The 13768-nt window shown below is 65.4% G+C and carries 11 protein-coding genes; 7 read left to right on the top strand and 4 right to left on the bottom strand.

Annotated elements, in window-relative coordinates:
- Positions 1-201 precede the first annotated feature (201 nt).
- Complete coding sequence (locus K289_RS0123500; protein ID WP_027553780.1) at positions 202-552, bottom strand: DUF1236 domain-containing protein; 351 nt, start codon at positions 550-552, stop codon at positions 202-204.
- 232 nt (positions 553-784) lie between these two features.
- On the opposite strand from K289_RS0123500, the gene K289_RS48875 reads away from it, so the two are divergent.
- The 3 genes from K289_RS48875 to K289_RS0123485 all read left to right on the top strand — a co-directional run bounded on the left by K289_RS48875 (position 785) and on the right by K289_RS0123485 (position 5951).
- Complete coding sequence (locus K289_RS48875) at positions 785-940, top strand: DUF3096 domain-containing protein (protein ID WP_018648785.1); 156 nt, start codon at positions 785-787, stop codon at positions 938-940.
- A 95-nt stretch (positions 941-1035) separates the two neighbouring features.
- Positions 1036-3945 (top strand): pyruvate, phosphate dikinase, encoded by a 2910-nt coding sequence (gene ppdK / locus K289_RS0123490; protein ID WP_027553779.1) that lies wholly within the window; start codon positions 1036-1038, stop codon positions 3943-3945.
- A 557-nt stretch (positions 3946-4502) separates the two neighbouring features.
- Positions 4503-5951, top strand: a complete 1449-nt coding sequence (locus K289_RS0123485) for a cell wall hydrolase (RefSeq protein WP_027553778.1) — start codon at positions 4503-4505, stop codon at positions 5949-5951.
- Positions 5952-6112: 161 nt separating this feature from the next.
- Here K289_RS0123485 and nadC read toward each other — a convergent pair whose 3' ends face one another.
- The 3 genes from nadC to nadA all read right to left on the bottom strand — a co-directional run bounded on the left by nadC (position 6113) and on the right by nadA (position 9794).
- Positions 6113-6991, bottom strand: a complete 879-nt coding sequence (gene nadC, locus K289_RS0123480; RefSeq protein ID WP_027553777.1) for a carboxylating nicotinate-nucleotide diphosphorylase — start codon at positions 6989-6991, stop codon at positions 6113-6115.
- 11 nt (positions 6992-7002) lie between these two features.
- Positions 7003-8607 carry an L-aspartate oxidase gene (locus tag K289_RS0123475; protein ID WP_027553776.1) on the bottom strand — a complete coding sequence of 535 codons (1605 nt, stop codon included), beginning with the start codon at positions 8605-8607 and terminating at the stop codon, positions 7003-7005.
- An 80-nt stretch (positions 8608-8687) separates the two neighbouring features.
- Positions 8688-9794 carry a quinolinate synthase NadA gene (nadA, locus tag K289_RS0123470; protein ID WP_027553775.1) on the bottom strand — a complete coding sequence of 369 codons (1107 nt, stop codon included), beginning with the start codon at positions 9792-9794 and terminating at the stop codon, positions 8688-8690.
- A 337-nt stretch (positions 9795-10131) separates the two neighbouring features.
- Between nadA and K289_RS0123465 the strand changes: the two genes are divergently transcribed.
- The 4 genes from K289_RS0123465 to K289_RS0123450 all read left to right on the top strand — a co-directional run bounded on the left by K289_RS0123465 (position 10132) and on the right by K289_RS0123450 (position 13532).
- Positions 10132-11385 (top strand): MFS transporter, encoded by a 1254-nt coding sequence (locus K289_RS0123465; RefSeq protein WP_027553774.1) that lies wholly within the window; start codon positions 10132-10134, stop codon positions 11383-11385.
- Positions 11386-11426: 41 nt separating this feature from the next.
- Positions 11427-12413 carry an MDR family oxidoreductase gene (locus K289_RS0123460; RefSeq protein WP_027553773.1) on the top strand — a complete coding sequence of 329 codons (987 nt, stop codon included), beginning with the start codon at positions 11427-11429 and terminating at the stop codon, positions 12411-12413.
- A gap of 115 nt (positions 12414-12528) precedes the next feature.
- The gene (locus K289_RS0123455) at positions 12529-13116 is read left to right on the top strand and encodes a hypothetical protein (protein ID WP_027553772.1); all 588 of its coding nucleotides are present in this window, start codon (positions 12529-12531) and stop codon (positions 13114-13116) included.
- 164 nt (positions 13117-13280) lie between these two features.
- A complete protein-coding gene (locus tag K289_RS0123450; RefSeq protein ID WP_027553771.1) occupies positions 13281-13532 on the top strand; it encodes a hypothetical protein in 252 nt (83 codons plus the stop codon).
- Positions 13533-13768: the final 236 nt, after the last annotated feature.

Raw genomic sequence — 13768 nt, 5'->3', positions numbered from 1 at the left:
AGCGCGAGCCCGGAATCCATTCATCGTCACGCGCTGCGGCCCGATGGATTCCGGGCCCACGCCTTCGGCGTGTCCCGGAATGACGGCGGTCATTGGGAAAAAAGCCCCGCCCGGTGGGGGGAGACCGGGCAGGGCCTGATGTCCGATTTTTACATTGCTCGCGCCTCTCGATCGGCGCGCCGGACATCGAGTCGAGTGGTGCTAGTCGAGCACCTCGACGATGCGCCGCGAGCGCGGTTCGACCAGCACGGTCTCGCCATTCACGACGGTGTAGCGGTACGTCGTCGCGCCGAAGCGCTGCGGCACGTCATAATAGGTCACACCGCTTTCGGGTAAGGTGGCACCGACCACGATGCGATCGGGTACATTGAAGGTCGGCACGCGTTGCTCGACGACATATGCGCGGAAGGCCGGCCGCTGCTCGACCGCAATGGTCGGGCCGCTATCGACCACAACGGGAGCACGTCCCACCGTGCTGGTTTGCGCCTGCGCTGCGACGGGCGAGCCGATCGCGGCCGCGAGCGCTGCAAGAGCAAGAATCCTGTTCCGCATGGGCAACTCCTTCGACGTGATAGTTTCGGAAGCGCAAGTTGCGCGACCGATTGCCAATGCATGCGTCATTGCAATGTTCCGAGAAATGCATCGCCGCATTCGCGGCAATTTCGGGCAGTTCTTGCGAGGGCGGGAACTCGCAAGGCGCCCAAGGCGTCTCTACTCGCGGAACTCGTCCGGCTATGATCCGCCCGCGATTCGCCTCCCGTCTCACGCCACAGAAAGATAGTTCATGCACATCACCGTCGCCCACATTTCGCCGATCCTGTCGTTGATTGCGGGCGTGCTCATCCTGATCATGCCGCGGCTCCTCAACCTGATTGTCGCGATCTTTCTGATCGTGAACGGCGCGATCGGGCTCGGGCTCCTGAAGTGGCTGCACCTCTAGGCGTTCATTTTCCGGAACTGTTCGACTTGCGCGGGCCCGCCCAAAATGGTGTAAGGCCCGCGATTTCCCGTCCCTCTCGCAGGTTGTTGCAAGCCATGGCCAAAGCCGCCTCGAAGCCTAAGAAAATGCCAGCGAAATCAAAGTCCTCTGCCAAGGCGAAAGCCGCCCCGCCGGCCCGCAAGGCGCTTCCGAAGAGCGCCGCGAAGCCGGTCGCAAAGCCGGCTGCCAAGGTGGCTGCCAAGTCGGTGGCAAAGCCGGCCGCGAAGCCCGCGACCAAGGCCGTTGCGCCCAAGGTGGCCGCAAAAGCGGCACCGAGCGCGGCCAAGGCCGGGAAGTGGGTCTTCACCTTCGGCGACGGCAAGGCCGAGGGAAGGTCAGAGATGCGCGACCTGCTCGGCGGCAAGGGCGCCAACCTCGCCGAAATGGCCAATCTGGGCCTGCCGGTGCCTCCCGGCTTCACCATCCCGACCTCGGTCTGCACCTATTTCTACGCACACGACAAAAACTATCCGAAGGAATTGAAGGCGCAGGTTGAGAAGGCGCTCGACTATGTCGGCAAGTTGACGGGCAAGGTCTTCGGCGATGCCAGGAACCCGCTGCTCGTCTCCGTGCGCTCCGGCGCGCGCGCCTCGATGCCGGGCATGATGGACACCGTGCTCAATCTCGGCCTCAACGACGAGACCGTGGAAGCACTGGCCGAGCTGTCCGGCGATCGCCGCTTCGCCTACGACAGCTATCGCCGCTTCATCACCATGTATTCGGACGTGGTGCTCGGCTTCGAGCATCATCACTTCGAGGAGATCCTCGACACCTTCAAGGACAGCCAGGGCTACACGCTCGATACCGACCTGTCCGCCGACGACTGGGTCGAGCTGGTCGGCAAGTACAAGGACGCGGTCGCGCGCGAGACCGGTAAGGACTTCCCGCAGGATCCGCACGATCAGCTCTGGGGCGCGATCGGCGCGGTGTTTTCCTCCTGGATGAACGCGCGCGCGGTGACCTACCGCAAGCTGCACGACATTCCGGAATCCTGGGGCACCGCCGTCAACGTGCAGGCCATGGTGTTCGGCAACATGGGCGAGACGTCGGCGACCGGCGTTGCCTTCACGCGCAATCCTTCGACCGGCGAGAGCAAGCTCTACGGCGAGTTCCTGATCAATGCACAGGGTGAGGACGTGGTGGCGGGCATCCGCACGCCGCAGGACATCACCGAGGAGGCGAGGAAGGAATCGGGCTCCGACAAGGCGTCGATGGAATCGGCGATGCCGGACGCCTTCAAGGAGCTGACGCGCATCTACACGCTGCTCGAGAAGCACTACCGTGACATGCAGGACATGGAGTTCACGGTCGAGCAGGGAAAGCTCTGGATGCTCCAGACCCGCGGCGGCAAGCGTACCGCCAAGGCGGCGCTGCGCATTGCGGTGGAGCTCGCCAATGAGGGCCTGATCTCCAAGAAGGAAGCGGTGACGCGGATCGATCCGGCTTCGCTCGACCAGCTTCTGCATCCGACCATCGATCCCAACGCCAAGCGCGATGTGATCGCGACCGGCCTGCCGGCTTCGCCGGGCGCCGCCTCCGGCGAGATCGTGTTCTCCTCGGATGAAGCGGCCAAGCTCCAGGCCGACGGACGCAAGGTCATCCTGGTCCGTATCGAGACCAGCCCCGAAGACATCCACGGCATGCATGCCGCCGAAGGCATCTTGACCACCCGCGGCGGCATGACGTCGCACGCCGCAGTGGTTGCGCGCGGCATGGGCAAGCCCTGCGTCTCCGGTTGCGGCACGATCCGCGTCGATTACGGCCGCGGCACGATGAGCATCGGATCGCGCACCTTCAAGAGCGGCGACGTCATCACCATCGACGGCTCGCTCGGCCAGGTGCTGGCCGGCCGCATGCCGATGATCGAGCCGGAGCTCTCCGGCGAGTTCGGCACGCTGATGAACTGGGCCGACCAGGTCCGCAAGATCGGCGTGCGCGTCAACGCCGATACGCCGGAAGACGCGCGCACCGCGCTCAAGTTCGGCGCGCAGGGCATCGGCCTCTGCCGTACCGAGCACATGTTCTTCGAGGAGACGCGCATCCGCACGGTGCGTGAGATGATCCTCTCCGAGGACGAGCAGTCGCGCCGTGCCGCACTGGCAAAGCTCCTGCCGATGCAGCGCGCCGACTTCGTCGAGCTGTTCGAGATCATGAAGGGCCTGCCCGTCACGATCCGGCTCTTGGATCCCCCACTCCACGAATTCCTGCCACACACCCACGCCGAGATCGAGGAAGTGGCCCGCGCCATGAACACCGATCCGCGGCGCCTGGCTGACCGCGCGCGCGAGCTCTCGGAGTTCAATCCGATGCTCGGCTTCCGCGGCTGCCGCATCGCGATTGCTTACCCTGAGATCGCCGAGATGCAGGCCCGCGCGATCTTCGAGGCCGCGGTCGAGGCGCAGAAGCGCACCGGCAAGGCCGTCGGCCTCGAGGTGATGGTGCCGCTGATCGCGACCAAGGCCGAGCTCGACCTCGTCAAGGCGCGGATCGATTCGACCGCGCAGGCGGTGATGCGCGACACCAACACCAAGCTCGCCTATCAGGTCGGCACCATGATCGAGCTGCCGCGCGCCTGCCTGGTCGCGGGCGAGATCGCGGAGAGCGCCGAGTTCTTCTCCTTCGGCACCAACGATCTCACCCAGACCACCTACGGCATCAGCCGCGACGATGCCGCGAGCTTCCTCGGTCCCTACGTGACGAAGGGCATCCTGCAGATCGATCCCTTCGTCTCGCTCGACCAGGAAGGCGTCGGCGAGCTCGTCAAGATCGGCGTCGCGCGCGGCCGCAAGACGCGCGCTTCGCTCAAGATGGGCATCTGCGGCGAGCACGGCGGCGATCCCGCCTCCGTCGCGTTCTGCCACGCGGTCGGTCTCGACTACGTCTCGTGCTCGCCCTATCGCGTGCCGATCGCCCGCCTCGCCGCCGCGCAGGCCGCGCTCGGCAAGGCGATTGCCAGCCAGGCGTGAGCCGAAGGGTCAGATTTTGAGTTGAGAGAGGCGGGGCCAAGGCTCCGCCTCTTTCATTTTGATCTCCGCTCTCCGCCACGCCGTCATTGCTTCGCTGCGCTCGCAATGACGAGCTTGGGGCACTACGCGCCACACTCTCACTGTCATCGCCCGCCTTGTGCGCAATTGCGCACTGGGGCGGGCGGTCCAGTATTCCAGAGGCGGTGACGTAATTCGGAGAAGCCGCGGCGTGCTGGATGCCCCGCCTTCGCCAGGCATGACGGCGCTGATATGACGAGACTCCTGTAACGACGGAACCGCACGCGTTCCATAATGACACGCGTCATCAAGAATTCCTTCACCATGCGCGTTGACCGAATGTTTACCGTTTCACGTGAGGGCGCATTTACCAACGCCATCGATCGCTTCGTGAAAACGCCTGCGATTGCTTGAGTGTGCCATGCGGGCAACGTCGATTAACGCCCCGGCAACCTAAATTAGATACTGACAATAAAGATCGAATTGCACGGATGTACTGACTTCGATCAGACGAGCGTAAGTGTTGCGTGAGCGTATCGATGTTTATGTTGCGTAACCATCCGAAGGGCGCGCGGTTCGCGTCCTTCGGCATCGGGCTCTGCATCTTCGCATTGATGCCGAGAGAGACCGGTTATCAGGACATTGCTTCGCTGTTGGCGCGCCAGCCCGGCGTTGCCGAGCGCTGGCAGAAGCAGGTGTTTTCGGCGGCGTCCTCGATCCAGCTCGCCACCTACAGCTTCGCCCGCCCGATCGGAACATCGGTGCCGCAGAGCGCGATGGTTCGCCTCGCAAGCCTCGATGGCCGCGACATCACCGGCACGATCACCCGCAATCCGGCGCTGCAGACGCCGCCGCGCTATCAGGCTTCCGATTTTCCCAAGGTCGATCGCTCGCTGAAGGGCGATCGTCTCGCCACCGTCACGCACGCCCCTGAGACAGCGACGCCGCCGGCAGCACCGGCGCAGGAAGATCCCGCGACGTCGAACAGCTCTGTGTTTGGCGCCAAGACCGCGGCGCTGCCGCAGCCGATGTCGCCGGAGTCCGCAGCCGCGCTCGATCCCGAGCTCCAGGAAGCGATGCGCGCGCCGCCGCTGCCGCAATATTCCAACCCGCCGAAGGCCGGCGACATCGCTTTGTCGCTTGCGGCCCAGCCGCTCGACGCGCTGAAGCAGGCGCCGGTGGCGACCGCGCCATCGCGCGAGCCTTTCAGCGTGAAGACGTCGAACCTGTTCTTCGGCAGCTCCTCGCTCGGCGGCAGCCTCGAGAGCATCGAGAGCTGGCAGCCCGGTGCCGAGCCGCTGATCGTGCTGCCCGACCCTGATATGAAGGTGATGGCCTCGCTGCCGCCGCCGTCGGAAGACGCTGCGAAGGCGACCGAGAGCGGCGAGAGCGTCGCGCCGAAGGGCGAGGTCAATGCCGACAACCAGCGTGCCAAGTCTCCGGCCGAGCGGCTCGCCCTCGACGAAAAGTCGCGCGCGAAATCCGAGAAGTGTCTGGCGGAAGCCGTCTACTTCGAGTCCCGCGGCGAAGCCGTGCGCGGCCAGATCGCGGTGGCGCAAGTGGTGATGAACCGCGTGTTCTCCGGCAAATATCCGGACACGGTGTGCGGCGTGGTCTACCAGAACAAGTACCGCCACTTCGCCTGCCAGTTCACCTTCGCCTGCGACAACAATCCCGACGTGATCCGCGAGCCCGAGATGTGGGAGCGCGCCAAGAAGATCGCGAAGGCGATGCTCGACGGCCAGGTCTGGCTGCCCGAGGTCGGCAAGTCCACGCACTACCACGCCTATTGGGTGCGCCCGTCCTGGGTCGCCGAGATGAAGAAGATGTACAAGTTCGGCGTGCACACCTTCTACCGGCCGCGCGCCTGGGGCGATGGCAGCGAGGAGCCGAGCTGGGGCACGCCGGCGCAGACGGCCGCACTCTCCGCCGAGCTCGCCCAGGAAGCGAAGAGCTCCGCCGAGATGGGCGTGAGCGAGCGGCGGTAATCTGCTTTACCTCGCCCCGCTTGCGGGGAGAGGTCGGAATGCGCGCGGAGCGCGGATTCCGGGTGAGGGGACCCTCCACGAGTCCGGTTTTCACCGCCCTTGCGGAGACTCCCCCTCACCCCAACCCTCTCCCCGCAAGCGGGGAGAGGGAGTGAGCCACCTCACGCCTCGATATCCAGCGCGCAGTCGAAATTCGGCGCCGAGTGTGTCAGCGCGCCGGACGAGGCGTAGTCGACGCCGGTTGCTGCGATCGCGACAATCGATTCCAGTGTGACGCCGCCGGAGACCTCCAGCGCGACGCGACCGGCTGCAAGCTTCACCGCCTCGCGCAGCGTGGCGAGGTCCATGTTGTCGAGCAGCACGGCATCGGCAAGCCCGCTGTCGAGGACCTCGCGAAGTTGCGCGAGCCTGTCGACCTCGATCTCGATCTTGACGAGATGGCCGGCATGGGCACGGGCGCGCTCCAGCACCGGGCGGATGCCGCCGGCGACCGCGATATGGTTGTCCTTGATCAGGATCGCATCGTCGAGGCCGAAGCGGTGGTTGAAGCCGCCACCGCAGCGCACCGCGTATTTCTCCAGCGCCCGCAATCCCGGTGTGGTTTTTCGGGTGCAGCAGATGCGCATTTTCGTGCCTTCCGTCTGACGGACGTAGTCGGCCGTCAGCGTCGCGACGCCCGACAGCCGGCCGACGAAGTTCAGCGCTGTGCGCTCCGCCGTGAGAATGGCGCGTGCGGGACCGGTGATCGTCAACACGTGCTGCCCACGGGCAACGCGTGCCGCATCGCGGACCTGCGTCCGCACCTCGATGTTCGGCGACAACTTGTGCAGCGTCGTGAGCGCAAGCGGCAGTCCGGCGATCACGCCGGCCTGACGCGCGACCAGGATGGCCTGCGCCGTCGTGGCCTCGGGAATCGTCGCCAGCGAGGTGATGTCGCCGGCGCGGCCGAGGTCCTCGTCGAGCGCGCGGTGCACGGCTTCGTCGATCGCAAGCGGCGAGAGGAAGGCGTCGGGATAAAGCAGAGAAGCGGGCGTGATCATGCAAGGCTCCGTCAGGCGATCATGGGTTGCGCGGCTCGCGGCCGTGAGTGCTCGGTGAGGTTTTCGGCCACCTCGCGCGCCGCTGCGAGCGTGGTCATGGTTCTCTGCGCGCGCGAGGCAACCTCCACCGGATGATCGGAGCGGAAGTGCGCGCCGCGGCTCTCGCGCCGGGCCCAGGCTGCGGCCGCCACGAGGAGGGCTGCTGTCGCCATGTTGCGCAGCGCACCGCTCGTGGCCTCGCGTTCGAGGGCGCCAAGGTGGCGCACCGCTTCCGCAAGGCCCTCGCCGTCGCGGGCTACGCCGACCCGTGAGCTCATGATCGCACGCAGCCGCTTCACGGCCGCAGCATCCGCCGTGCCGCCGGGCGGCGTCACCAGTCCATCGGAGAGCCGGGCAGGCGAGGGGATCGCGCAGCCGGCAATGTCGTCGGCAATGCGCGTGGCGTAGACCACAGCCTCCAGCAGCGAATTGGAGGCGAGCCGGTTGGCGCCATGCGCCCCGGTCGACGACACTTCGCCGCCGGCCCAGAGTCCGTCGATCGAGCTGCGGCCGCGCGCGTCCACCGCGATCCCGCCCATGTGGTAGTGCGCGGCCGGTGCAATCGGAATGGCTTGCGTCGAGGGATCGATGCCGGCGGCGATGCAGCTCGCATGCACGGTCGGAAACTTTTCCGCGAAGCGCGCGCCGAGCGCCTGCCGCGCGTCGAGGAAGGCGCCGTGCCCTGCCGCGACCTCGGCGAACACGCCGCGGGCCACAATGTCGCGCGGCGCGAGTTCGGCGAGCGGATGGCGCGCCAGCATGAAGCGTTCGCCGTTGCCATTGATCAGCGTCGCGCCTTCGCCGCGCAGCGCCTCCGTCGCCAGCGGCGCCGGATCGCGGCCGACCATGATCGCGGTCGGGTGGAACTGGACGAATTCGGGATCAGCGATCACGGCACCGGCGCGCGCGGCGATTGCGAGGCCAGATCCGCCGGCCTCGACCGGGTTGGTGGTGGCGGCATAGAGATGCCCGATGCCGCCGGTTGCGAGCACAATCGCGCGTGAGGCGAGAAATGTCGGCCGTGCCGCCGCGTTCGCAACCTCACGCAGTTGGAGGCCGGTGACCGCGCCGTCCTCGGTCAGCAGGGCTTCGGCAGCAAGACCCTCGATGACGCGGATCGAAGGCGTGCGGCGCACGGCTTCGCTCAAGGCCGCGATGATCGCTGCACCCGCCCCGTCGCCGCGCACATGCACGATGCGCCGCGCCGAATGCGCGGCCTCGCGGCCGACCGCGAGCTTGCCTTCGAGGTCGCGATCGAATGGCACGCCATAAGCGAGCAGATCGTGGATTCGCAGGCCCGCCTCGCGCGCGATCCCAAGTGCGACCGCTTCATCGACGAGGCCGCCGCCGACCGCGACGGTATCGGCGGCATGTGATTCGGGGCTGTCGCCTTCGGCCACCGCCGCGGCGATGCCGCCTTGCGCCCAAGCCGACGATGCGCCCTGTCCGAGCGGCGCCGCCGAAATCAGCGTCACCGGCCGCGGCGCCAGCTTCAGCGCACAGAACAGCCCGGCAAGCCCGCCGCCGACGATGACGACGTCGTCGGTAGTGCGGGTGAGATTGTGGATGTTGGTCATGGTTTTTCTCCAAGCTCTCCACCGTCGTTCCGGCCTAGTGCGCAATTGCGCACTAGGCCGGAACGACGGCGCGTGTGTCGCTAATTCTTCAAATTGATCATCCGCTCGACCGAGCGCCGTGCGCGCATCGCGAGTGCGGGATCGATCGTCACCTCCTCGCGAAGCGTCAGCAGGCTGTCCAAAATGTTGGATAGTGTGATGCGCTTCATGTGCGGGCAGAGATTGCAGGGGCGCAGCATCTCGACGTCGGGAAGCTCGGCGCGCACATTGTCGGCCATCGAGCATTCCGTGATCATGACGAGCCGCTTCGGCCGCTTCTCGCGCACCCAATTGATCATGTGCGCGGTCGAGCCCGTGAAGTCGGCTTCCGCCAATACGTCCGGCGGGCACTCGGGATGCGCGATGATCTGCACGGACGGGTCCGCGTCGCGATAGCTACGCAGCTCTTCGCCGGTAAAGCGCTCGTGCACCTCGCAGGCGCCCTTCCAGGCGATGATCTTCACATCGGTTTTTGAGGCCACATAAGTCGCGAGATAGCGGTCGGGCAGGAAGATCACGCTGGGCGCGTTCAGGCTTTCGACCACCTGCACAGCATTCGATGAAGTGCAGCAGATGTCGACCTCGGCCTTCACTTCCGCCGACGTGTTGACATAGGCGACGACGGGCACGCCGGGAAACTTTTCACGGAGCAGCCGCACATCGGCGCCCGTGATGCTGGCGGCAAGCGAGCAGCCGGCGCGCGTGTCGGGGATCAGCACCGTCTTGTCCGGGTTGAGCAGCTTCGAGGTCTCGGCCATGAAGTGCACGCCGCACTGGACGATGATGTCGGCCTTCACCTTGGTCGCTTCGACCGCGAGCTGGAGCGAGTCGCCGCCGATGTCGGCGATGCAGTGGAAGATCTCGGGCGCCTGGTAGTTGTGCGCGAGGATCACTGCGCCCCGCGCCTGCTTCAATTCGTTGATCGCCTTGATGGTCGGCGCCATCAGCGGCCACTCGATCGGCGGGATCACGTGCTTGACCCGCTCGTAGAGATGAGCGGTCGCCGCTTCGACCTCGGCCGTCCATGCCAGCGACGGCATCGGCAGCGCCGGCGCCGTGCGGACAGGCGCGGGGCGGGCAGAGGTGGCGGATTGGCCTTGAGGCCGGCTGGTGAAATCGTCGGGGCCGTAAATTCCAGTGATCGGCATCGAAGCCTCCCGTGCATGTTAGTTATGCTCGATGTGAGTATATATGGGGCCTGAGAAATCCGGCCGAGGGGCCGGGGGGACTTCGTTGAGCTCACGATATACTCAAATTGAGTAAATCAAAAATAGCACGTCGGTGTGAGGGCCGCTAGGTCCTGCCGCACACATTCTCGTCAAATCGCGCCTCGCGCGTCAGGCGAGGCCTCGTTGAAACGCAATGCTCCCGCGACAGCTCTTCGTGGAACGCAATCACTTTTGACTTGGGATTTTCATGCAACTGCATTAAATCGCTGTTCGGCGTTGCCTATCCCGGACCCGCCAGCGACACATGAGGAATTGCATGTCGACACAAGCGAGCGAGCTCGGTCCGGTTTCGCGTTCCTCCACCTGGCGCACGCCGGCCATCATCATTCTCTGTGGCTGCGCGATCGGCATGCTCGGCTTCGGCCCGCGGTCTGCGCTCGGCTTCTTCGTGCAGCCGATGAGCCATGAGTTCGCGTGGGGCCGCGATGTGTTCGGTCTCGCGATTGCCGTGCAGAATCTGTTGTGGGGACTGGGCCAACCGTTTGCCGGCGCGGTCGCCGACCGCTTCGGCCTGTTCCGGGTGATGTGCGTCGGTGCCGTGCTCTATGCCGGCGGCCTGTTGTTGATGCGCTACTCGTCGACTCCGATGTCGCTGAACCTCGGTGCGGGCGTCATGATCGGCTTTGGTCTCGCAGGCTGCTCGTTCAATCTGGTGCTGTCGGCGTTCACCAAGCTGCTGCCGGCCGAGAAGCGTGGCCTTGCGCTTGGCGCCGGCACCGCGGCGGGCTCATTCGGCCAGTTCCTGTTCGCGCCGGTCGGTGTGGCGCTGATCGACAATTTCGGCTGGCAGCAGGCGCTCACCGTGTTCGGCTTACTGATGCTGCTGATCATCCCGCTATCGCTGGCGCTCTCCACGCCGCCGGTCGAAAGCTCCGCCAGCGCGACGGCCGCGGATGAGCAGTCCTTCACCAAGGCGCTCGCCGAAGCCTTCGGTCATCGCTCCTATGTGCTGCTGGTGCTCGGCTTCTTCACCTGCGGCTTCCAACTCGCTTTCATCACGGTTCATCTGCCGGCGTTCCTCGTCGACCGCGGCATCTCGACGCAAACCGGCGGTTGGGTGATCGCGGCGATCGGCCTGTTCAACATCATGGGCTCGCTGAGCGTCGGCTATCTCCAGAACTATTTGCCCAAGCGCTACATCCTCTCGACGATCTACTTTACGCGTGCGCTCGCGACGCTGGCTTTCATCTCGTTCCCGATCACGCCGTTCTCGGCGATCGCGTTCGGCGCGGTCTCCGGCCTGACCTGGTTGTCGACGGTGCCGCCGACCTCTGCGCTGGTGGCGCTGATGTTCGGCACGCGCTGGCTCGCAACGCTTTACGGCTTTGCCTTCGTCAGCCATCAGGTCGGCGGCTTCCTCGGCGTCTGGCTCGGCGGCATCGTGTTCGAGCGGTTCGGTTCCTATACGCCGATCTGGTGGCTCTCGATCCTGTTCGGCGTGCTCTCGGCGCTGATCAATCTGCCGATCGTGGAGAAACCGGTCCAGCGGGCGGTTGCGCAGCCTGCCTGATCGGCTAAACATCCCCTGAAACAAAGTCAGGGAGTTCAGCCGTGGCCACATTCAAGGCGATCCGGATCGACAAGGCGGACAAGGGCACCACCGCCGCGCTCACGCAGTTCGACGAAGCCGAACTGATGGACGGCGACGTCACTGTGCGCGTGGAATGGTCGACGTTGAACTACAAGGACGGCCTCGCGCTCACCGGCAAGGCGCCGGTGGTCCGACGCTTCCCGATGATCGCCGGCATCGACTTTGCCGGCACGGTCGAGCAATCCTCGCATCCGCAATGGAAAGCGGGCGACAAGGTCGTCTGCACCGGCTGGGGCATGGGCGAGACCCATCTCGGCGCCTATGCCGAGAAGGCGCGGGTGAAGGGCGATTGGCTGGTCGCATTGCCACAGGGGCTATCGACGCGCGACGCCATGGCGATCGGCACCGCAGGCTTCACCGCGATGCTCTCGGTGCTGGCGCTGGAAAAGCATGGGCTGTCGCCGAAGAGCGGCCCCGTGGTGGTGACGGGCGCGGCCGGCGGCGTCGGCTCAGTCGCAACAGCCGTGCTGTCGAAGCTCGGCTATCACGTCATCGCCTCCACCGGCCGCGCCTCTGAAGCCGACTATCTGAAGCACCTGGGAGCAGCCGAAGTCATCGACCGCAGCGAATTGTCGGCGCCGGCGAAGCCCCTCGCCAAGGAGCGCTGGGCGGGTGGCGTCGACAGCGTCGGCTCGACCACGCTCGCCAACCTCCTGTCGATGACCAAGTATGACGGGGCGATCGCGGCCTGCGGCCTTGCCGCCGGCATGGACCTGCCGTCCTCGGTCGCGCCGTTCATTTTGCGCGGAGTGTGCCTTCTCGGCATCGATTCGGTGATGTGCCCGCTTCCGCCGCGGAAGGCCGCCTGGCTGCGCCTGGCGTCCGACTTGGATCGGACGAAACTATCTGAAATCACTCATGAAATTTCGCTCGGCGAGGCCATCGAATGGGGCCCGAAAATTCTTGCCGGCGAGGTCCGCGGCCGGATCGTGGTAAAGATTCTCTAACGGCGTTCAGACTTTACCAACCAAGCTGCTCCATTGTTGCCATGGTTAGTATGGTAATCAGCGGGTAAAGAGAGATCAGGCATCGCCCGCTGCGGGGGTTGTTCGGAGTTTGAGCATGCTTGCGCGTATTGTGTTGGGGGCTGTCACGGCGGCAGCGACGTTCACGCCGGCCATTGCTGGGAGCATGAACGCCGATGAGGCGCGCCGCTTCGTTGCCGGCAAGGTCTTCGCCTTCACCTGCTTCGACGGTACCCGCGGCGCAGGCCGTATTCTCGACGATCTCGGCGCTGCCGGCGCGGTGCAGTTCTCCGGCGCAGGTCCGGTGCGCCACATCCGCCTGCCCGGCAACACGCTCCAGATTCGTGGCCAGAACGTCTGCGCCTCGATCAAGGGCATTCCATTCGAGCCGTGTTTCAACCTCGAAAAGACCGATGAGCGCAGCTTCCGCGGCTCGGTATCGGGCATGGGCTTCGCCTATTGCGACTTCCATCACCAGGGTGGCAACCAGATGCTGATGGCGCGCGCTGCTGCGCGGCCGCGCTCGCTGCGCGCGTCGGAGCGCACCGGTTCGGTCGCCTCGTCGAGCACCGAAGTCGCCGCACGGGTCGAGACGCCGCGCGTCGAGCGCGGCCGGCTCGAGCCGGTCAAATCGGAGCCCGCCAGGAGCGAAGGTCCGCTCGAGCTGCGCCGCTCGACCGATTGAGTTTCTGGGCCGCGCGCGGGATCGCGCGCACGCCTTGTCGACGATATTCAGCAGCCCTCGGGCCGCCGCGCCGTAGTCATACGGGCGGTTTCTTTCATGCCTTGGTAGCGACTCGCACCCAGTTTGGGTGACGGCCGGGGGGCAGCCCTATGAAGGGTTCGACGATGTCGCTTTATTTTTTTCGCATCAGTACCGGTCGGTATTCCGGCGCCGCCGACCAGCCTTATGAATTCGACGATCGCGCAGCGGCCTGGACGGAGATGACCGAGGTCTGCGCCAACCTGCTCGGCGGCATCGCGCGCAGCCTGAAGCCGAATGCCAAATGGAGCATGGAGCTGCTCGACGAAGAGAAGAGGCCGGTGTTTCGCATCAGCCTGGTCGGCGAGACCTATCCGCTTCCCAACAACATCGATTGAGCACGCAGCGTCGCGCTGGATGGTGCGACACAGATAGCGCGCCATCGCTTCGCTCTTCCTCACCCGCTTCTTTCGAGATCCCTCGGCGATTGCACAACCGTCGCGCGTAGCCGCGTAGCGCTCGCGCGCGTTCATGTTGCGACGCCGCGACGAATGATGCGCAAGGTTAACTTTCCAGAAAAGCGAAGCAGTCATCATCGCCGCGATTTTCCGGGCCGTTGCCGAGCCCTCCCAGT

Source organism: Bradyrhizobium sp. Cp5.3 (assembly GCF_000426265.1).
GTDB lineage: Bacteria > Pseudomonadota > Alphaproteobacteria > Rhizobiales > Xanthobacteraceae > Bradyrhizobium > Bradyrhizobium neotropicale.
This window is presented reverse-complemented; position numbering and strand designations above follow the sequence as displayed.

Bases quoted from the DNA above. Each gene is read 5' to 3' on its own strand.
- K289_RS0123500 (WP_027553780.1), bottom strand. From the start codon at position 552: ATGCGGAACAGGATTCTTGCTCTTGCAGCGCTCGCGGCCGCGATCGGC.
- K289_RS48875 (WP_018648785.1), top strand. From the start codon at position 785: ATGCACATCACCGTCGCCCACATTTCGCCGATCCTGTCGTTGATTGCG.
- ppdK (WP_027553779.1), top strand. From the start codon at position 1,036: ATGGCCAAAGCCGCCTCGAAGCCTAAGAAAATGCCAGCGAAATCAAAG.
- K289_RS0123485 (WP_027553778.1), top strand. From the start codon at position 4,503: ATGTTTATGTTGCGTAACCATCCGAAGGGCGCGCGGTTCGCGTCCTTC.
- nadC (WP_027553777.1), bottom strand. From the start codon at position 6,991: ATGATCACGCCCGCTTCTCTGCTTTATCCCGACGCCTTCCTCTCGCCG.
- K289_RS0123475 (WP_027553776.1), bottom strand. From the start codon at position 8,607: ATGACCAACATCCACAATCTCACCCGCACTACCGACGACGTCGTCATC.
- nadA (WP_027553775.1), bottom strand. From the start codon at position 9,794: ATGCCGATCACTGGAATTTACGGCCCCGACGATTTCACCAGCCGGCCT.
- K289_RS0123465 (WP_027553774.1), top strand. From the start codon at position 10,132: ATGTCGACACAAGCGAGCGAGCTCGGTCCGGTTTCGCGTTCCTCCACC.
- K289_RS0123455 (WP_027553772.1), top strand. From the start codon at position 12,529: ATGCTTGCGCGTATTGTGTTGGGGGCTGTCACGGCGGCAGCGACGTTC.
- K289_RS0123450 (WP_027553771.1), top strand. From the start codon at position 13,281: ATGTCGCTTTATTTTTTTCGCATCAGTACCGGTCGGTATTCCGGCGCC.